The following is a 17,953-nucleotide window of genomic DNA, read 5'->3' on the forward strand; positions in this document are numbered from 1 at the left end:
GAAGTCTACCCCTAGCTGCCCGAGATCGCGCCGCCCGGTTCCCGGACGTGATCAGCCCCGCTCCGCGCGGCCGTCGTCGCCTGCTCCGCGTCCGACCGGATGTCGATCCGCCAACCGGTCAATCGGGCAGCAAGCCGGGCGTTCTGCCCCTCCCGGCCGATCGCGAGGGACAGCTGGAAATCCGGAACGGTCACCCGGGCGGTCCGGGTGGCCAGGTCGACCACCTCGACCCGCAGCGCCTTGGCCGGCGAGAGCGCGTTGCCCACGAAGGTCGCCGGGTCGTCCGACCAGTCGATGATGTCGATCTTCTCGCCGTGCAGCTCGCTCATCACGGCGCGGACCCGCTGCCCCATCGGGCCGATGCAGGCACCCTTGGCGTTGACGCCGGGCGTGGTGGAGCGCACCGCGATCTTCGTGCGGTGGCCGGACTCCCGGGCGATGGCCCCGATCTCCACGGTCCCGTCGGCGATCTCCGGCACCTCCAGGGCGAACAGCTTCTTCACCAGCGCCGGGTGGGACCGGGACAGGGTGATCTGCGGCCCGCGCATGCCCTTGGCGACGTGCACCACGACGCAGCGGATCCGCTCGCCGTGGGCGTACCGCTCGCCGGGGACCTGCTCCGACTGCGGCAGCACGCCCTCCAGCTTGCCCAGGTCGACGCTGACGATGCCCTTCTCGCTGCGCGCCTCGTGCGCCTGCACCACGCCGGTTACCAGGTCGCCGTCGCGGCCGACGTACTCGCCGAAGTGCACCTCGTCGGTGGCCTCCCGCAGGCGCTGGAGGATCACCTGCTTGGCGGTCATGGCCGCGATCCGGCCGAAGTCGTGCGGGGTGTCGTCCCACTCCCGCACCACCGTGCCGTCGTCGTCCAACTCCTGGGCGTAGACCAGGGCCGCGCCGGTCTTGCGGTCGATCTCGACCCGGGCGTGCAGCTCGGCCCCGTCGGTGTGCCGGTAGGCGGTCAGCAGCGCGGTCTCGATCGCCGCGAGGATCGTGTCGAACGGGATCTCCCGCTCGCGCTCGAGTGCGCGCAGCGCCGCGAGGTCGATGTTCACCTCTCCTCGTCCTCCACATCATCTTCGTCGTCGATATCGTCAATGTCTGAGCTGTCGCCGAACTCGTCGTCGGCGACCTCGTCGAGGCGGTGGAACTCCACCTGCACCCGGCCGGGGCCGAGCTCGGCGTGGCCGAACTCCGCGCGGCCGGAGTCGGTCTCCAGCACCACGCGCTCGTCGTCGGCCTCGACCACCCGGCCCGTGACCTGCCGGTCGCCGGCGGGCTGCTCGGCGCGCTGCCCGGGCAGCGCGGCCCGGACCGTCACCTTCACCAGCCGGCCGACGTTGCGCCGCCAGTGCCGGGGCAGGGTGAGCGGGCGGTCCACCCCGGGGGAGCTGACCTCCAGCTGGTATTCGCCGGCGAGGATGTCGCCGCCGGCTTCCTCGGCCGCGTCGAGCGCGGCGGAGACGGCCCGGGAGACGTCGGCGACGGCGTCCAGGCTGATCCCGCCGTCGGCGTCGACGATCACCCGCACCACGTGCCGGCGGCCGGCCCGGGAGACGGAGACGTCCTCCAGGTCGTACCCGACCCCGTTGACCACCGGTTCGATCACCGCGCGCAACCGGGACCGCCGCGCGGCGAGGTCCACCCGGGGGCCACCGACGCGGTCACCACCACGAGGGCCGTCGGCGCGCCGGGGTCTCCCCGTCGGCCCCGTCGGCCTGGTGGCACGGCCACGCTGCGTCATCTGGCGCACCCCTTCATGAACCACGACGCCCGATCGGGACGCCATGCCGGCACGCCACCGGGGCGGACGCGCCGGTGGCTGCGCAGAGCGTAACGCGCCTGCGGCACGGCGGACCGGGCGGCGCACCGACGCCCTTGGCCCATGTATCCGCTCCGATGGTGTTGACTTGTCCGGTGGCGAGGGGCAGAACGACACCGCACGACCGAGCACCCGGGCGTTCCCGGCGAAACCTCCTGCGCGCGGGCGCGCTCCTGGCGCTCGGCGGGGCCGTCGCGCCGCTGACCGGCTGTGCTCTGTTCGACCGGGGCGATGGGCGCGGCCAGGTGCCCGACCCGCTCGAACCCCTGGCCTCGCAGGCCCGCGAGCTGGCCGCCCGGCACCGCGCCGCCCTGGCCGCCGACCCGGGCCTGGCCGAGCTGCTCACTCCGATCGCCGACGCCCACGAGGCGCACGCCGGCGAGCTGGCGAAGCTGACGGGCCGCCCCGCGACCTCACCGGAACCGTCACCGTCGCCCGGGGCCACCGGCACCGACGGTGACCGGGCGGCGGTGCTGGCCGCGCTGCGCGAGGCCGAGCAGCGCGGGCGCGAGGCGGCCGCGAAGCTCTGCGCCGAGGCCCCGGCCGACCGGGCGGCCCTGGTCGGCTCGATCGCCGCCGCCCGGGCGACCCACGTGGAGGCGCTGCGGTGAGGCACCGACAGGCACCGTCCGGGCCAGCCGAGGCCCTGGCCGGCGCGCTCACCGCCGAGTACGCCGCGATCTTCGCGTACGGGGTGATCGGGGTACGCCTCGCCGACGCCGCCCGCACGGCCGCCCGCCGCGCCGAGGCGGCGCACCGGTCCCGACGGGACGCGCTGTTGCTCCAGCTCAGCGCCGCCGGCAGCACCGTCCCCGCCGACAAGGCCGGATACACGCTGCCGTTCCCCGTCACCGACGCCGCGAGCGCGCTGCGGCTGGCGGTGGAGGTGGAGGAGCGCACCGCCGCCTTCTGGCGCGTGGCGCTGCCGCACACCACGGGCGAGGACCGCGACCGGGCCCTCGCGGCGCTGACCGACTGCGCGGTGCGGGCCACCCGGTGGCGGCGCACCGCCGGGGTGACTCCCGTCACCGTCACCTTCCCCGGCCGCCCCACCTGACCGCGCTGACCGGGACCTGGGCGTTTGCGCTGGCCGCCCCGGCGGGACCGCCGATTGCGGACGGCATACCAGGTATGCATACTTCGGAGCCATGTCCATCCGTCACGGCCTGCTCGCGCTCCTCGAACGCGGCCAGATGTACGGCTACCAGCTCCGGGCCGCGTTCGAGGAGTCGACGGGCTCGACCTGGCCGCTGAACATCGGGCAGGTCTACACCACCCTGTCCCGCCTGGAACGGGACGGGCTGGTCCGGCCGCTGCCGGAGAGCGAGGCGGGACAGCGGCCGTACGAGATCACCGACGCCGGACGGGCGGACCTGGCGCTGTGGTTCGCGACCCCGATCAGCCGCACCGACCGTCCCCGCGACGAGCTGGCGATCAAGCTGGCCCTGGCCCTGACCACCCCGGGGGTGGACGTACGGGCGGTGGTGCAGACCCAGCGCACCGCGACCATGCGGGCGTTGCAGGAGTTGACGCGGTTGAAGTACGCCAGCGACCGTCCCGAGGACCTGCCCTGGCGGCTGGTGCTGGACGCGATGGTGTTCCAGGCCGAGGCGGAGATCCGCTGGCTGGACCACTGCGAGACGAGCCTGGTCCGGCACCGGCCCGCGCCGGGGCCCGGGGGCCGGGCGGGTCCGGGGCGGCCGGCGGAGGCGGACCGGGACGGCGAGGAGGCGCGGCGATGAGCGGGACGGGCGGCGCGCCGACGACCCGCCCCGACCCACCCGACCCGCCCCGTGGGCCCGACGCCACCGGGTCCGCCGCCACCGGCTCGGGCACGCCCGGTTCCGGCACGGCGGCGGGAACGGCCGTGCTCGACGTCCGCGACGTGCACCGCACCCACGGCAGCGGCGAGGCGGCCGTGCACGCCCTGCGCGGGGTGAGCCTCACCGTCGCCCCCGGCGAGCTGGTCGCCGTGATGGGGCCCTCCGGCTCCGGCAAGTCCACCCTGCTCGCCCTCGCCGGCGGCCTGGACGGCCCGACCGCGGGCGAGATCCGCGTCGAGGGGCAGACCCTCGGCGCGCTGGACCGCCGCGCGCTGGCCCGGCTGCGCCGCCGACGGATCGGCTACATCTTCCAGAACCTCAACCTCCTGGGCAGCCTCACCGCCGCCGAGAACGTCGCGCTCCCCCTCGAGCTGGACGGCGTCGGCGTACGCCAGGGCCGGCGGGCGGCCCAGGCCGCGCTCGCCGAGGTGGGCCTCGCCGAGCTGGGCGACCGCTTCCCCGACCAGCTCTCCGGCGGGCAACAGCAGCGGGTGGCCATCGCCCGGGCCTTGGTCGGCGAGCGGCGGCTCGTGCTGGCCGACGAGCCGACCGGCGCGTTGGACTCGCAGACCGGCGAGGCCGTGCTGCGCCTGCTGCGCCGCCGGGTCGACGCGGGCGCCGCCGCCGTCCTGGTCACCCACGAGGCCCGGCACGCCGGCTGGGCCGACCGGGTGGTGTTCCTGCGCGACGGCGTCATGGTGGACTCGACGGCCCCGCTGGGCGCTGTCGAGCAGCTACTGGCCGGCAGCGGCCGGTGAGCACCGGGCGCCGCGCCGCCCCGCCGTCGGCCGACCCGCACCCGGCAACCGCCCCGACCGGGCCGGACGCCGGCCGGGCCCGGCGGCCGGGGCGACCCGCCCGCGACCGGCGGCTGCTGGCGGCGCTGCGCTCCTGGCAGGCAGCCCTGCGCATCGCCCGGCGGGAGGCGCTGCGCGCCCGTGGGCGGACCGCGCTGGTGCTCGCGATGATCACCTTGCCGGTGCTGGGCCTGACCCTCTCCGCCGTCAGCTACGACATGGCGGAGCTGAGCCGGGCGGAGCGGATCGACCGGCGGCTCGGGACCGCCGACGCGGAGCTGCGCTGGACGGCCGAGGGCCCGGTGGCGCAGGACGCCTGGGGCGACACCGCGTACCAGCGCGACGGCGTACCGGGGCGGACCCGCCCGGTCACCGCTGGCGAGCTGACCGCCCTGCTGCCGGCCGGCAGCCGCGTCGCCGAGGTCCGCTGGTGGGTGTCGTTCGAGGCCCGCGTCGGGGGCAGGCGCGAGCCGGTCGACGGGCGACTGCTGGACCTGACCGACCCGGTGCTGCGCGGGCAGGGCCGGGTGCTCGCCGGCCGCCCCCCGACCGGTTCGAACGAGGTGGGGCTCAACCGCGCGGCGCTGCGCCGGCTGCGCGCGGGGCTCGGCGACCGGATCGTCCCGGCCGACGGGTCGGCCGAGCGGACCGTGGTCGGGGTGGTGGAGTTCGCGGACAACCTGCGGCCCACGGTGGCGCTGCCACCCACGGTCCAACCGGCCGAGCCGCGCAACGAGTCGAGCTGGCTCGTCGACCTGCCGGCCGACGCCGACCCCGGGCTCACGGAGCGACTCAACGCGCGCGGGATCGTGGTGGTCGCCCGCGCCCCGGCGCCGCACCCCACGGCTGAGCCCGACAGCCTGAACATCGCGCTCAGCGTCGAGGACACCAGCACCACGCTCCTGGTGGGCGGGCTCGGCCTGCTCGAGGTGGTGCTGCTCGTCGGGCCGGCGTTCGCCGTCGGCGTGCGGCGCCGCCGCCGCGACCTCGCCCTGGTCGCGGTGGCCGGTGGCGACGCCGCGCACCTGCGCCGCATCGTGCTGGCCGACGGGGTGGTGCTGGGCTGCGCGGGGGCCGCCGCCGGGCTGGCGCTGGGCGTCGCCGGCGCGTTCGCGGGCCGCCCGTTCATCGAGGAGTACGTCTTCGGGGCGCGCTTCGGCGCGTACCGCGTCTTCCCGGCCGCGCTGGGGGCGATCGCGGCGGTCGCGGTGCTGGCCGGGGTGCTCGCGGCCCTGGCGCCGGCCTGGACCGCCGCGCGGCAGGACGTGGTGGCCGGGCTCGCCGGGCGACGCACCCCGCCGGAGCACCGGAGGCGCTGGCCGCTGATCGGCGTGCTGCTGGCCACGGTCGGCGTGGCGGGGGCCGCGCTCGGGGCCAACCGGGACGCCCTGGCGGTGCTCTTCGCCGGGGTGGTCCTGGGCGAGCTGGGGCTGGTGTTCGTCACCCCGACGCTGGTCGGGTTGCTCGCCCGGGCCGGCCGGTGGCTCCCCCTGGCCCCCCGGATCGCGTTGCGGGACGCGAGCCGCAACCGCTCCTCGGCCGCACCGGCGATCTCGGCGGTGATGGCGGCGGTCGCCGGCAGCGTCGCCCTCGGCGGCTACGTGGCCAGCGACAGCGCCCGCACCCACGCCACCTACCTGCCGGCCATGCCGCACGGGCACGCCATGATCATCGGCCCCGGCGACGCGACGGCACTGCCGCCGGTGCCCCGGATCGCCGAGGTGGCCGCCGCGACGCTGCCCGGCAGCACGGTGGCCCGCGTCGACGCCCCGGCCTGCCCCGTGCCGTCCGACGACGGCGACTGGTGCGACGTCCGGGCGGAGCTGCCGGCCGGCCGGGCCTGCCCGTACCAGGTGGAACAGTTGCGCGACGCGGACATGCGGGCCCGCGCCCGCAGCGACCCGCGGTGCCGCGGGTGGGTGGAGGGCGGATCAACGGGTTACTCCGTGCCCGTCTCGGTCGACGACGGCGACGCGCTGGCGGCGCTGACCGGGGCCGGCCCCGAGGAGGTGGCCGCCGCCCGGCGGGTGCTGGCGGCCGGCGGCGCGGTGGTGACCGACGAGCGCTATCTCCTCGCCGGCCGGCTCACCCTCACGGCGACCCGGGCGGAGACCGACCCGGAACCCGTGGTGACCGCGACCGCCACCGTCCCCGGGTACGCGCTGCGCGGCGGCATCGGGGGGGACCGGCTCATGGTGTCCCACGCCGCCGCCGCCCGGCTCGGGCTCGGCACCCGGCAACTCGGGTACGCGGTGGCCACCGCCACCGCCCCGACCCCCGCCCAGCAGGACCGCCTCGACGTCGAGCTGCGCCGGCTCGGCCCGCTCGACGTGATCGTCGAACGGGGCACCTTGGGCAGCGACCAGCGTTCCCTGCTGCTGGTGCTGGCCGTCGGCTCCGGCCTGATCACGGTGGGGGCGGCGGCCGTCGCCACCGGCCTCGCCGCCGCCGAGGGGCGGGCGGACCTGTCCACCCTCGGCGCCGTGGGCGCCAGCCCCCGGATGCGTCGGATCCTCTCGCTGTGCCAGGCCGGGGTGATCGCCGGGCTCGGCTCGGCGCTGGGCATCGTGGTCGGGCTGGGCACGGCGGTGATCATCCTGGTCGCCCTGAACCGCCGGTACGACACGGCCTGGCCGGTGCCGGAGCCGTACCCGATCGTGGTCCCCTGGCTCACCCTGGGTGTGCTGGTGGTCGTGCCGCTGGTAGCGATGGTCGGCGCGGGCCTGTTCACCCGGTCCCGGCTGGCGGTCGAGCGCCGCCTCGACTGACAGCCGGCCGCTCGACCGAAAGCCTGCCGCTCGACTGACAGCCTGCCGCTCGACTGACAGCCTGCTGGGAGTGCCACACTGACGGCGTGTCCGCTATCGGTACCCTGACCCGCCGCCTCGGCCATCGTCGCTGGTTCGGCGCCACGATCCGGCTGCTCGTCCCCGTGGACCGGGCGGTCGGTCGGCTCACCCGGGGGCGAGTGGTCGCGCTCGGCCTGGTCCCCTCGCTGGTCATCACCACCACCGGGCGCCGCTCGGGCCTGCCGCGCAGCAACCCCCTGTTGTATGTGCCGGACGGCGACGCCTACGTGGTGGTCGGCTCCAACTGGGGGCAGCAGCACCAGCCCGCCTGGGCGCTGAACCTGCTCGCCGACCCGGCCGCCGAGGTCGACGTGCGGGGGCGGCGGGTCGCGGTGCGGGCCGAGGTGGCCACCGGCGCGGAACGCGACCGGCTGTGGGAGCTGCTGATCACCGAGTGGCCGGCGTACCAGACGTACGTCGAGCGGGCCGGCGGGCGGGAGATCCGCGTCTTCCGGCTGGTGCCCTTCCTTACAGGCCGCCCTGGATGCCGATGAGGGTGCCGACCAGGTACGTCGCGGCGGCAGCCGCCGCGCCGAGCAGGAGCTGCCGCAGGCCGCTGCTCCACCAGGGGCGGTTGGTGAACCGGGCCACGATCGCCCCGGCCGCGAAGAGCCCGACCCCACCGACGGCCAGCGCCAGCCACAGGCTGGTGGCGCCGAGCAGATAGGTCAGCAGCGGGATCAGCGCGCCGGCCGAGAAGAACAGGAACGACGAGATCGCCGCCGCCCACGGGCTCGGCTGGTCGTCCGGGTCGACACCCAACTCCTCCCGGACGTGCATCCGCAGCGCCTCCTCCGGGTTGGCCCGCACCGCCTCGGCGACCTGCGTGGCGAGGTCGCGGGGCAGGCCGCGGGCCACCCACGCGTCGGCCAGCTCGCGGGCCTCCGCCTCCGGATGCCGTTCCAGCTCGCGGCGTTCCTTGGCGACCTCGGCGGCGACCTGCTCGTTGGCCGACCGGACGCTCGTGTATTCGCCGAGGCCCATCGAGATCGCGCCGGCGACCAGGCCGGCGGCGCCGGTGAGCACGATGCTGTGCGGCGACACCCCGCCGCCGCCGACGCCCGCGATCAGGGCGATGTTGGTGACCAGGCCGTCCATCGCGCCGAACACGGCCGGCCGCAGCCAGCCGCCGGACACGTCCGCGTGGTGCGCCTCGCGCAGCGCCGCCGGGGTGTCGTTCACGGCAGGGTCAGGATCTCGTGGCCGTCCTCGGTGACGAGGATCGTGTGCTCGAACTGGGCGGTCCACTTCCGGTCCTTCGTGACGACCGTCCAGCCGTCGTCCCACATGTCGTACTGGTAGGTGCCGAGGGTGATCATCGGCTCGATGGTGAAGGTCATTCCCGGTTCCATCACGTCGGTGGGTCGAGGGCTGTCGTAGTGCGGCACGTAGAGGCCGCTGTGGAACGCCTCCCCGATGCCGTGGCCGGTGAAGTCGCGGACCACCCCGTAGCCGAACCGCTTGGCGTACGACTCGATGACCCGGCCGATCACGTTGATCTGCCGGCCCGGGGCGACCGCCTTGATCCCCCGCAGCATCGCCTCGTGGGTCCGCTCGACCAGCAGCCGGGCCTCCTCGTCGACCTCGCCGACGCAGAACGTGGCGTCGGTGTCGCCGTGCACCCCGCCGATGTACGCGGTCACGTCGACGTTGACGATGTCGCCGTCGGCGAGCACGGTCGAGTCCGGGATGCCGTGGCAGATCACCTCGTTGATGCTGGTGCAGCAGGACTTCGGAAAGCCCCGGTAGCCCAGCGTCGACGGGTAGGCCCCGTGGTCGCAGAGGAACTCGTGCACCACCCGGTCGATCTCGTCGGTGGTCACCCCCGGCTTGCAGTGCTCGCCGGCGAGCTGCGTGGCCTGGGCGGCGAGCCGGCCGGCGACCCGCATCCGCTCGATGGTCTCCGGGGTCTGCACGTGTGAGCCGCTCCACTGGCGCGGCTGCTTCTTGCCCACGTACTCCGGTCGGACGATGTGAGGCGGCACCGGTCGCGCCGGGGCGAGCGTGCCGGGGGTCACCGGCGCACGGACGGTCATGGCGCAAGCCTATCGCCGGCTGGCCGGTTGTTGCCGGGCCCCTTCCGCTGTGCGATCGTGTGCTGCGTGGGTCAAGGGGGTGCCGCTCCCGTGCCCCGCCTTGCACCCGGACGGACCAGCAACGTAACGCCTCCACACCGTGATGCGCCGGTTGCCCGCGTCGCACCCGGCGGGACGTCGCCGGGGGTCAGAAGACCGGCAGGCCGTCGATGCTCGCGGCGTTCTTCGTCGCCCGGTAGGTGACCAGGTCTTCTGCGGTGCGGCGGGAGTGCGCCCGGATCAACAGGTCCCGGTCGCCCTGGTACTCCATCAGCGGGACGGAGTACCCGCAGGAGTCGCTGACCCGCTCGACGTCGACGGTGATCACCGCGCGGGCCGAGTGCAGGTCCGGCGGGTCGGGGAAGTCGGCGAGCCGCTCGGCGAAGCCGGCGTCCTCCACCGTCACGGCCGTGCCCCGGCCGTGCAGCCGGACGATGTTCGGCGGCCCGGCGAAGGCGCAGAACATCAGCGTGATGCGGCCGTTCTGCCGCAGGTGGGCGATCGTCTCCGCGCCGCTGCCGTGGAAGTCGACCCAGGCCACCCGGTGCGGGCCGAGGATGACGAAGGTGCCGCGCATGCCCTTCGGCGAGACGTTGACGTGCCCGTCGGGCCCGGAGGGCGCGGTGGCGACGAAGAAGACGGGCTGTTCCTCGATGAATTCGCGCAGCCGCCCGTCGATGGCCTCGTGAACCTTCATGTCGCCATCCTGGCACCGCCTACCGAGAAGTGGGATGCCCCTTACCATCAGGCGGGACGCCGGCGGGGCCGGGCGGGGACCGGCCCCGCCCCGGCCCCGCCTCACAGCGGGGTGACGTACGCGCCGGTGATCCCGCCGTCGACCACGAACTGCGCGGCCGTCATGAACGACGAGTCGTCGCTGGCCAGGAACGCCACCGCGGCGGCGATCTCCTCCGGCTGGCCGAACCGGCCCATCGGCACGTGCACGAGGCGGCGGGCGGCCCGCTCCGGGTCGGCGGCGAACAGCTCCATCAGCAGCGGGGTGGCGATCGGGCCGGGGCAGAGCGCGTTGACCCGGATGCCCTCCCGGGCGAACTGCACGCCCAACTCCCGGGTCATCGCCAGCACCCCGCCCTTGCTCGCCGTGTACGCGATCTGCGACGTGGCCGCCCCCATCAGCGCCACGAACGACGCCGTGTTGATGATCGAGCCCTTGCCCTGCCGGCGCATGTGCGGAATCGCGTACTTGCAGCACAGGTAGACGCTGGTCGTGTTGACCCGCAGCACCCGCTCCCAGGCGTCCAGGCCCGTCTCCAGGATCGAGTCGTCGTCGGGCGGGGAGATGCCGGCGTTGTTGAACGCGACGTCCACCCGCCCGTGCCGCTGCGCCACCCCGTCGAAGAGGTCCCGCACGGCGGCCTCGTCGGCCACGTCGCAGGCGACGAACTCGCCGCCCACCTCCTCGGCCGCCCGCCCGCCGGCCGCCGCGTCGACGTCGACGCAGACCACCCGCGCCCCCTCGGCGGCGAACCGCCGCGCCGTGGCCAGCCCGATCCCGCTGCCCGCCCCGGTCACCACCGCGACCCGGTCCTGAAGCCGTCCCTGCATGCCGATCACTCCTCGGTGCCGATGAACACGTTCTTGACGTCGGTGAAGGCGTGCAGCGCGTCCGGGCCCAGCTCACGGCCCAACCCGGAGCGCTTCATCCCGCCGAACGGGGTCCAGTACCGCACGGAGGAGTGCGAGTTGACGCTGAGGTTGCCCGCCTCGACCGCCCGGGCCATCCGCAGCGCCCGCCCCACGTCCCGGGTCCAGATCGAGCCGGACAGGCCGTACTCGGTGTCGTTGGCCAGCCGGACCGCGTCGGCCTCGTCGTCGAACGGGAACACCGACACGACCGGGCCGAAGATCTCCTCCCGCCAGTGCCGGTCGGCCGGCGAGTCGGCGAGCAGCACCGTCGGGGCGTACCAGAAGCCGGGGCCGTCGGGGCGGGAGCCGGTGAAGGCCACGCGCGCCCCGTCGACGTACCCGGCGACCCGGTCCCGCTGGGCGGCGGAGATCAGCGGGCCCATCTCGGCGGTCTCCCGCGCCGGGTCCTCCACCCGCAGCGCCCGCACGGCCGGCTCCAGCAGTTCCAGGAACCGGTCGTACGCCGGGCGCTGCACCAGGATCCGGGACCGGGCGCAGCAGTCCTGGCCGGCGTTGTCGAAGACCGCGTACGGCGCGGTGGCCGCCGCCCGCTCCAGGTCCGCGTCGGCGAAGACGACGTTCGCGCTCTTGCCACCCAGCTCCAGGGTGACCCGTTTCACCTGGGCGGCGCAGCCGGCCATGATCCGGGTGCCGACCTCCGTGGACCCGGTGAAGCAGACCTTGCGTACGGCCGGATGGGTGACGAACCGCTCGCCCACCACGTCGCCCCGGCCCGGCAGCACGGTGAACACGCCCTCGGGCAGGCCGGCCTCGCGGCCCAGCTCGGCCAGGCGCAGCGCGGTCAGCGGGGTCAGCTCGGCCGGCTTGAGCACCACCGTGTTGCCGGCGGCGAGCGCCGGGGCGAACCCCCAGGCGGCGATGGGCATCGGGAAGTTCCACGGCACGATCACCCCGACCACGCCCAGCGGCTCGTGGAAGGTGACGTCCAGCCCGCCGGGCACGGGGATCTGCCGGCCGGTCAGCCGCTCGGGCGCGCCCGCGTAGTAGTCGAGCACGTCGCGGACGTTGCCGGCCTCCCAGCGGGCGTTGCCGATGGTGTGCCCGGAGTTGCGCACCTCCAGCAGGGCCAGCTCCTCCAGGTGCGCGTCGACCAGGGCGGCGAACCGCCGCAGCATCCGCGCCCGCTCCCCCGGCGCCACCCCCCGCCACCGCAGGAACGCGCGAGCGGCCCGCTCGATGGCGGCATCGACCTCGCGCTCCCCCATCGCGGCAACCTCCCCCACCACGCTCCCGCTGGCGGGATCCACCACCCGCGTCACATCGCCCACCCTGCCGCCCCTCCAGCTCGCGCGATCTTGCACTTACGGCCCCCGCAAATGCCGCCAAGCTCCCATACCAGGGGCCCCAACTGCAAGATCGCGGGAAGGAGGGGCGGGCGGGGCGGGGGCGTCAGAGGCGTTCGAAGCCTCGCGTCAGTTCCCAGTCCGTCACCGCAGCGTCGAAGGCGCTCAGCTCCACGCGCGCCTGGTTGGCGTAGTGGGCGTGGACGTCGTCGCCGAAGACCGCGCGGGCGATCGTCGACGGCTCCCACAGGCCGAGGGCGTCGCGCAGGGTGCCGGGGACCCGCTCGGCGGCCGGATCGTCGTACGCGTTTCCGGTGCACTCCGGCCCCAACTCCAGCTCCCGCTCGATGCCGTGCACCGCCCCCGCCACCAGGGCGGCGATCGCCAGGTACGGGTTGACGTCCGCCCCGGGCACCCTGTTCTCCACCCGCATGCCCTGGCCGTGGCCGACGAGCCGCAGCGCGCAGGTGCGGTTGTCGACGCCCCAGCGCAGCGCCGTCGGGGCGAACGAGCCTGGCTGGTAGCGCTTGTACGAGTTGACGTTCGGGGCGAACAGCAGGCTGAACTCCCGCATCGTGTCGAGCAGCCCGGCCAGCACCCGCTGCCCGGTGACGCTCAGGTGGGCGGGCCCGTCGCCGAGCATCGCCGAGCAGCCGTCGGCGTCGCGCAGCGAGAAGTGGATGTGGCAGGAGTTGCCCTCCCGCGCGTTCGGCTTGGCCATGAAGGTGATCGACATGCCCTCCTGGGCGGCGATCTCCTTCGCCCCGTTCTTGTAGATCACGTGATGGTCGGCGCAGGCCACCGCCTCGTCGTACCGGAAGGCGATCTCGTGCTGGCCGAGGTTGCACTCGCCCTTCGCGCTCTCCGGGGTCAGGCCCGCGCCGGCCATCTCGGTGCGGATGCGCCGCAGCAGCGGCTCCACCCGGGCGGTGCCGAGCAGCGAATAGTCGACGTTGTACTGGTTGGCGGGGGTCAGCTCGCGGTAGCCGCGCCGCCAGGCGTCCTCGTACGAGTCGCGGTAGCAGACGAACTCCAGCTCGGTGCCCGCGTACGCGGTCAGCCCGTGCGCGGCGAGCCGGTCGAGCTGGCGGCGCAGGATCTGCCGGGGCGAGGCGGCCACCGGCCCGGAGCCGTCCAGCCACGCCAGGTCGGCCAGGAGCATCGCCGTCCCCGGCTGCCAGGGCACCCGGCGCAGCGTCTCCAGGTCGGGCACCATGGCGAAGTCGCCGTACCCACGCTCCCAGCTCGACATCGCGTACCCGTCGACGGTGTTCATGTCGACGTCGACGGCGAGCAGGTAGTTGCACCCCTCGCTGCCGTTCTCCGCCACCTGGTCGAGGAAGAACGGCGCGTGGAACCGCTTGCCCTGCAACCGGCCCTGCATGTCGACCAGGGCCAGCACCACGGTGTCGAGCTTGCCGGCGGCGACCGCCGCCCGTAGCTCTTCGAGGGACAGCGGTGCTCTGCTCATGCGCGGGCCTCCATCACCAAGGTCTACTGCCTGACCGGATCATCGTCAATGCCCACCCCGGCCGCGTCGGCAAACCCTTCGACCGTACGGCGGGGGCCGGTGAACCACTTGCGCGCCGAGGCGTACCACCAGACGGCCACGACGAGCAGGACCCCGCCCACGGCGAGCGGCGCGTAGTTGACCGCCGACCAGCTGAAGTCGGCGTGGCCGGGCACCCCTGCGGGCACGATCGGCAGCACGAAATAGACCGAGATGATCGCGATCTCGACCACCGCGACCCAGCCGAGCACCTTGTACCGGCGGCCGAGCGTCCACGGGCCGGGGGTGAACCGGTCACCCATCCGCAGCCGCAGCACGATAGGAATGACGAAGGAGAGATAGAGCCCGAGCACCGCGACCGAGACCACCGCGTAGAAGGCCACCGGGATGCCGGACGGGCTCTCGTAGAGCGCCGGGAGGGTGAGCAGCAGCCCGGCCAGGGTCGCGCCGACGATCGCGTTGACCGGGGTGCCGTTGCGGTCGACCTTCGACCAGAGCCGCCAGCCCGGCACCGCCCGGTCCCGACTGAACGCGTACGCCATCCGGCTCATCGAGGTCACGCAGCTCATCCCGCAGAAGAACTGCCCGATGGTGGAGATGATGATGACGGTCTTGAAGAAGAACGGGGTGAGCGCGGATTCGAAGATCGCCCCGGAGAACCCGCCGGCCGCGTTGATGGCGTCCACGTCGGTGGCGGCGAACAGGAAAGCGAGCAGCAGGATCCAGCCACCCACCGCCGAATAGAAGATCGACCGCCACAGCCCCTGCGCGGCGGCCTTCGAGGCGCCCCGGGTCTCCTCGGAGACGTGCGCACAGGCGTCGAAGCCGGTGATCGTGTACTGGGTGAGCAGGAAGCCCAGCGGCAGCACGTAGAACCAGAAGGTCAGCCCGCCGGTGCCGCCGTCGCCGAAGCCGGAGTTGTCGAACCGCTCGGTGAAGACGAACTGGAAGCTCTGGTGCTCGTCCGGGACGAACACCAGGATGGCGACCACCGCCGCCGCGCCGGCCACGTGCCACCACACCGAGACGTTCTGGAGTACGTCGATGATCCGGTGCCCGAAGATGTTGATCAGCCCGTGCAGCGCCAGAATGATCACGAACAGCACGAACGCCTGCCGCAGCGTCCCCGCCCAGCCGTCGAACAACGCCGACAGGGTGAGATTGAGGAACGTGGCGCAGCCGTAGTCGACCGACGCGGTGACCGCCACCAGGCCGATCAGGTTGAGCCAGCCGGTGAACCAGCCGTGCACCGGCCGGCCCATCTTCGCCGCCCACCAGTAGATGCCGCCCGCCGTCGGGTACGCCGACACCAGCTCGGCCAGGCAGAAGCCGATGACCAGGATGAACAGCGAGATCAGCGGCCAGCCCCAGGAGATGGCGACCGGCCCGCCGTTGTTCCACGCCTGGCCGAACGTGGTGAAGCAGCCGGCCAGGATCGAGATGATCGAGAACGAGATCGCGAAGTTGGAGAAGCCGCTCCACTTGCGGCGCAGCTCCTGCTGGTATCCGAGTTCGGCGAGCCGGCGGGCGTCGTCGTCCATCGGCTGATCGGCGGTCGGCGCGGGCGTCGTGGCCACTGCACACCTCCTGGCGAGGATTGCCGGAAACGCGTGCGCCCGAGTCTCGTCCCGCCGATCACCACGGTCAATACGCCACGGCCTGCCGCCCCGGACGTTCCGCCGCCGGACGCGGGACGGCGGTCAGCCGGCGCAGCCCAGCCGGCTGCACGTAGATCGAGCGGTGGGCCACGGCGTCGCCCCGCGCGTCGACCTCGTAGCCGTCGAGCCACAGCCACCCGTGGTAGGTGTGCCAGTCCTCGTGGACGCGGATCACCCGAAAGAAGATCGGCCGGACGAACTGGACGCTGGCGGCCCGCGTGACGTGCAGCAGGTCCCCGCACCTCAACCCCGTGGGCGCGGGGTCAGCCATCGCCGCCGCGCCGCTCGCCCCGCGCCGGCAGGACCATGTCGAGCCACCCGAGGTGCCGCGCCTCCAGCTCCGGGTCGAACGGCAGGCCGCGCCGCCCGCGCTCCTCGACCCCGAGCCGATACCAGTCGCCCAGGTACGCGGCGAGCAGGTCCCCCATCCCGGCGAACTCGACGAGGCTCGCCACCTGCCGGTCGAAGCACGGCCACGGCCTGCCGCAGGTGAAGCAGGGACCGCCCGCGTACCTCGGCGGGTGTTGGCCCGTCACCGCCCCCGCACCTCCGGCTCCGGGCGGACCGGCGGGGCGTCGCGGATCGCCTGCACCCGGACCATGACGACGCGCTCCCGGCACGGCGTGCCGTCGGGGCGCAGTTCCAGCCCCTCCAGCCGCACCCACCGCGACGCCAGGAAGTTCGCGTACCGGGGAACGTAGGTGACCTTCAGCCGCAACACCGCCTGCCCGATGCAGTAGTCACACGGCTGAAGCGTCAACACGTCACCCACGACGACCAGCGGATTCACTGTGGACACCCCGGGTACCGCCCGCCACGCTGCCTGCGCATACGCCTCTCCCCTGACTCAAGACCGGGCGGACGACACCCCTGCACACCGGCCCGCCGGGTGACAGTCTGCTGATCGCGGAACTACTCTGAGAAGCGATCACGCCTGGTCCCGGAGCACGTCTGGAATCACCGCGCTGCGCTCGGCAGCCCTCGACGGCGCTCGGCAGGACCGGACGACGCCTGGCGATCACGACGAAAACCTGGAGAAGGCATGGAAAGCGAGCAAACCGCCGATCTGATACGCACGCAGCTCCGTCGCATCCGGACAGCCGGCGGCCTCAGCCAGGAGGAACTCGGCCGACGCGCGAACTACTCGGCCTCGACGATCTCGGCGGTGGAGACCGGCACCCGGCCGCTCGACAAGCCGTACGTCAAGCGAATGGACGAGGTGCTCGACACGGGCGGCCTGTTCGAGTCCCTGCTGCGGATGGCCGAACGGGACGGCCAGCCCTCGTGGTTCCGCCCCTGGCTGGAGGCCGAGCGCAACGCCACGCAGCTCCGATACTTCAACCCCACGCTCGTCCCCGGTCTGCTCCAGACCGAGAACTACGCCCGCGCCGTGCTGCGCTTCGACGACACCAAGCCCGAGGCGGAGGTCGAACGGCAGGTCGCGGCCCGCCTGGAACGGCAGGAGATCCTGGTACGCGAACACCCGCCGCAGGTGGTCGCCGTGATCGACGAGGCAGCCCTACGCCGCACCGACGCCATCATGGCCGAACAGCTCGCCCACCTGCTGCGAATGGCCGACCTCTCCCACGTCCACATCCATGTCATTCCCGCCGATACTGGCTTGCATGTCGGGCTGTCCGGCCCGCTCGCGCTAGCGAGATTGGCCGACGGTAGCTGGGTGGGACATATTGACAATCAGCTTGGTGGCTCGGTGGTCAATGGAGAGGACGGAGTAGCTACCCTTCTGACAAGGTGGGAGGGCGTTCGGGGACTCGCCCTTCCGCGCAACCTCTCGGGTGCCCTGGTGAAGGAAGTAGAGAGCCAACATGGACCTCAGTAGCGCGAACTGGAAGAAATCCACCCGAAGCAACACCGCTGGCGGCGAATGCGTCGAGGTGGCCGACAACCTGGCCGATGTGGTCGCCGTCCGCGACAGCAAGGACCCGTCCGGTCCGGTGCTCGCGTTCACCCCGCAGACCTGGCGCGCGTTCGTCGAGCACACCAAGCACCCCTGACCTCGCTTCGGTTCGCACGCGAGGTCGCCTGATGACAGAGCAGCTTCGCGTGCGACGCCCAACAGCCGAAGCCAGGAGAGGATCTTGCGAGGCATGTAGGGCCGGGACAGCCTAATGGGCATGTCGATGTCCGAAGAAGCACGGAACCCGCCCTCAGACAGGAGGCAACAGGATCGCCGCCACCAGAGACGGATCGCGTCGCTGCCGACAGGCGAGGATCGCATAGATCTTGGAAGATTTAGGCCCCCAGAGGGGCCGTCAGCTTCCAAGATCTCCCAGCTCCGGCGTCGGGCGGCTTCCCGGAGTCGCCGTTGAGCGGGGCAGGCGTGCAAGATCGAGCACGATCTTGCTCCCCCGGCAGCCAAGCCTGTCGTGAAAAGGGACCGTACGGACCGCAAGCACGTCAGGGGTTCGCCGGGGCCCGCCCGCGGAGGGATCAAGCACGACCGCCCG

The 17,953-nt window shown here is 73.5% G+C and carries 20 protein-coding genes; 8 read left to right on the top strand and 12 right to left on the bottom strand.

Annotation, left to right across the window (positions count from 1 at the left end):
- Nucleotides 1–11: 11 nt before the first annotated feature.
- Both nusA and rimP read right to left on the bottom strand, forming a co-directional pair.
- Entirely contained in the window at nucleotides 12–1,055 is a 1,044-nt protein-coding gene (gene nusA, locus ACFT41_RS21480; RefSeq protein WP_377587967.1) for a transcription termination factor NusA, read from the bottom strand.
- On the bottom strand, nucleotides 1,052–1,744 hold the full coding sequence (rimP, locus tag ACFT41_RS21485; RefSeq protein WP_377587966.1) for a ribosome maturation factor RimP: 693 nt from the start codon (nucleotides 1,742–1,744) through the stop codon (nucleotides 1,052–1,054). Before rimP ends, nusA begins: the two co-directional genes overlap by 4 nt.
- Before the next feature lie 173 nt (nucleotides 1,745–1,917).
- Between rimP and ACFT41_RS21490 the strand changes: the two genes are divergently transcribed.
- The 6 genes from ACFT41_RS21490 to ACFT41_RS21515 all read left to right on the top strand — a co-directional run bounded on the left by ACFT41_RS21490 (nucleotide 1,918) and on the right by ACFT41_RS21515 (nucleotide 7,785).
- Nucleotides 1,918–2,433 (top strand): hypothetical protein, encoded by a 516-nt coding sequence (locus tag ACFT41_RS21490; protein WP_377587965.1) that lies wholly within the window; start codon nucleotides 1,918–1,920, stop codon nucleotides 2,431–2,433.
- Nucleotides 2,430–2,879: a ferritin-like domain-containing protein gene (locus ACFT41_RS21495; RefSeq protein ID WP_377587964.1), complete on the top strand. Its 450-nt coding sequence runs from the start codon at nucleotides 2,430–2,432 to the stop codon at nucleotides 2,877–2,879. Before ACFT41_RS21490 ends, ACFT41_RS21495 begins: the two co-directional genes overlap by 4 nt.
- A 91-nt stretch (nucleotides 2,880–2,970) precedes the next feature.
- Entirely contained in the window at nucleotides 2,971–3,564 is a 594-nt protein-coding gene (locus ACFT41_RS21500) for a PadR family transcriptional regulator (RefSeq protein ID WP_377587963.1), read from the top strand.
- Nucleotides 3,561–4,403: an ABC transporter ATP-binding protein gene (locus ACFT41_RS21505; RefSeq protein ID WP_377613959.1), complete on the top strand. Its 843-nt coding sequence runs from the start codon at nucleotides 3,561–3,563 to the stop codon at nucleotides 4,401–4,403. Before ACFT41_RS21500 ends, ACFT41_RS21505 begins: the two co-directional genes overlap by 4 nt.
- On the top strand, nucleotides 4,400–7,210 hold the full coding sequence (locus ACFT41_RS21510) for an FtsX-like permease family protein (protein ID WP_377587962.1): 2,811 nt from the start codon (nucleotides 4,400–4,402) through the stop codon (nucleotides 7,208–7,210). Before ACFT41_RS21505 ends, ACFT41_RS21510 begins: the two co-directional genes overlap by 4 nt.
- An 86-nt stretch (nucleotides 7,211–7,296) precedes the next feature.
- Complete coding sequence (locus ACFT41_RS21515; RefSeq protein WP_377587961.1) at nucleotides 7,297–7,785, top strand: nitroreductase/quinone reductase family protein; 489 nt, start codon at nucleotides 7,297–7,299, stop codon at nucleotides 7,783–7,785.
- Here the strand turns inward: ACFT41_RS21515 and ACFT41_RS21520 are convergent.
- The 10 genes from ACFT41_RS21520 to ACFT41_RS21565 all read right to left on the bottom strand — a co-directional run bounded on the left by ACFT41_RS21520 (nucleotide 7,760) and on the right by ACFT41_RS21565 (nucleotide 16,284).
- On the bottom strand, nucleotides 7,760–8,473 hold the full coding sequence (locus ACFT41_RS21520; protein ID WP_377587960.1) for a VIT1/CCC1 transporter family protein: 714 nt from the start codon (nucleotides 8,471–8,473) through the stop codon (nucleotides 7,760–7,762). The genes ACFT41_RS21515 and ACFT41_RS21520 overlap by 26 nt on opposite strands.
- On the bottom strand, nucleotides 8,470–9,327 hold the full coding sequence (gene map, locus ACFT41_RS21525) for a type I methionyl aminopeptidase (RefSeq protein WP_377587959.1): 858 nt from the start codon (nucleotides 9,325–9,327) through the stop codon (nucleotides 8,470–8,472). Before map ends, ACFT41_RS21520 begins: the two co-directional genes overlap by 4 nt.
- Nucleotides 9,328–9,514: 187 nt before the next feature.
- Nucleotides 9,515–10,063 (bottom strand): pyridoxamine 5'-phosphate oxidase family protein, encoded by a 549-nt coding sequence (locus tag ACFT41_RS21530; RefSeq protein WP_377587958.1) that lies wholly within the window; start codon nucleotides 10,061–10,063, stop codon nucleotides 9,515–9,517.
- 101 nt (nucleotides 10,064–10,164) lie between these two features.
- The gene (locus tag ACFT41_RS21535; RefSeq protein WP_377587957.1) at nucleotides 10,165–10,932 is read right to left on the bottom strand and encodes a 3-oxoacyl-ACP reductase; all 768 of its coding nucleotides are present in this window, start codon (nucleotides 10,930–10,932) and stop codon (nucleotides 10,165–10,167) included.
- Between the two features lie 5 nt (nucleotides 10,933–10,937).
- Nucleotides 10,938–12,284 (bottom strand): aldehyde dehydrogenase family protein, encoded by a 1,347-nt coding sequence (locus ACFT41_RS21540; protein WP_377587979.1) that lies wholly within the window; start codon nucleotides 12,282–12,284, stop codon nucleotides 10,938–10,940.
- Nucleotides 12,285–12,423: 139 nt separating this feature from the next.
- On the bottom strand, nucleotides 12,424–13,788 hold the full coding sequence (locus ACFT41_RS21545; RefSeq protein WP_377587956.1) for a glutamine synthetase family protein: 1,365 nt from the start codon (nucleotides 13,786–13,788) through the stop codon (nucleotides 12,424–12,426).
- Nucleotides 13,789–13,811: 23 nt separating this feature from the next.
- Nucleotides 13,812–15,404: an amino acid permease gene (locus ACFT41_RS21550; RefSeq protein ID WP_377587955.1), complete on the bottom strand. Its 1,593-nt coding sequence runs from the start codon at nucleotides 15,402–15,404 to the stop codon at nucleotides 13,812–13,814.
- A 67-nt stretch (nucleotides 15,405–15,471) separates the two neighbouring features.
- The gene (locus ACFT41_RS21555; protein WP_377587954.1) at nucleotides 15,472–15,756 is read right to left on the bottom strand and encodes a hypothetical protein; all 285 of its coding nucleotides are present in this window, start codon (nucleotides 15,754–15,756) and stop codon (nucleotides 15,472–15,474) included.
- Entirely contained in the window at nucleotides 15,749–16,021 is a 273-nt protein-coding gene (locus ACFT41_RS21560; protein WP_377587953.1) for a hypothetical protein, read from the bottom strand. Before ACFT41_RS21560 ends, ACFT41_RS21555 begins: the two co-directional genes overlap by 8 nt.
- A complete protein-coding gene (locus ACFT41_RS21565; RefSeq protein ID WP_377587952.1) occupies nucleotides 16,018–16,284 on the bottom strand; it encodes a hypothetical protein in 267 nt (88 codons plus the stop codon). Before ACFT41_RS21565 ends, ACFT41_RS21560 begins: the two co-directional genes overlap by 4 nt.
- Before the next feature lie 243 nt (nucleotides 16,285–16,527).
- Between ACFT41_RS21565 and ACFT41_RS21570 the strand changes: the two genes are divergently transcribed.
- Nucleotides 16,528–17,325, top strand: coding sequence for a Scr1 family TA system antitoxin-like transcriptional regulator (locus tag ACFT41_RS21570; RefSeq protein WP_377587951.1), 798 nt, complete (start codon nucleotides 16,528–16,530; stop codon nucleotides 17,323–17,325).
- Complete coding sequence (locus tag ACFT41_RS21575) at nucleotides 17,312–17,500, top strand: DUF397 domain-containing protein (protein ID WP_377587950.1); 189 nt, start codon at nucleotides 17,312–17,314, stop codon at nucleotides 17,498–17,500. The genes ACFT41_RS21570 and ACFT41_RS21575 overlap by 14 nt, the downstream gene beginning before the upstream one ends.
- Nucleotides 17,501–17,953 lie beyond the last annotated feature (453 nt).

It is taken from the genome of Micromonospora sp. NPDC057141 (assembly GCF_042670805.1).
Classification (GTDB): domain Bacteria; phylum Actinomycetota; class Actinomycetes; order Mycobacteriales; family Micromonosporaceae; genus Micromonospora.

Bases quoted from the DNA above. Each gene is read 5' to 3' on its own strand.
- rimP (WP_377587966.1), bottom strand. From the start codon at position 1,744: ATGACGCAGCGTGGCCGTGCCACCAGGCCGACGGGGCCGACGGGGAGA.
- ACFT41_RS21500 (WP_377587963.1), top strand. From the start codon at position 2,971: ATGTCCATCCGTCACGGCCTGCTCGCGCTCCTCGAACGCGGCCAGATG.
- ACFT41_RS21505 (WP_377613959.1), top strand. From the start codon at position 3,561: ATGAGCGGGACGGGCGGCGCGCCGACGACCCGCCCCGACCCACCCGAC.
- map (WP_377587959.1), bottom strand. From the start codon at position 9,327: ATGACCGTCCGTGCGCCGGTGACCCCCGGCACGCTCGCCCCGGCGCGA.
- ACFT41_RS21530 (WP_377587958.1), bottom strand. From the start codon at position 10,063: ATGAAGGTTCACGAGGCCATCGACGGGCGGCTGCGCGAATTCATCGAG.
- ACFT41_RS21535 (WP_377587957.1), bottom strand. From the start codon at position 10,932: ATGCAGGGACGGCTTCAGGACCGGGTCGCGGTGGTGACCGGGGCGGGC.
- ACFT41_RS21545 (WP_377587956.1), bottom strand. From the start codon at position 13,788: ATGAGCAGAGCACCGCTGTCCCTCGAAGAGCTACGGGCGGCGGTCGCC.
- ACFT41_RS21555 (WP_377587954.1), bottom strand. From the start codon at position 15,756: ATGGCTGACCCCGCGCCCACGGGGTTGAGGTGCGGGGACCTGCTGCAC.
- ACFT41_RS21570 (WP_377587951.1), top strand. From the start codon at position 16,528: ATGGAAAGCGAGCAAACCGCCGATCTGATACGCACGCAGCTCCGTCGC.
- ACFT41_RS21575 (WP_377587950.1), top strand. From the start codon at position 17,312: ATGGACCTCAGTAGCGCGAACTGGAAGAAATCCACCCGAAGCAACACC.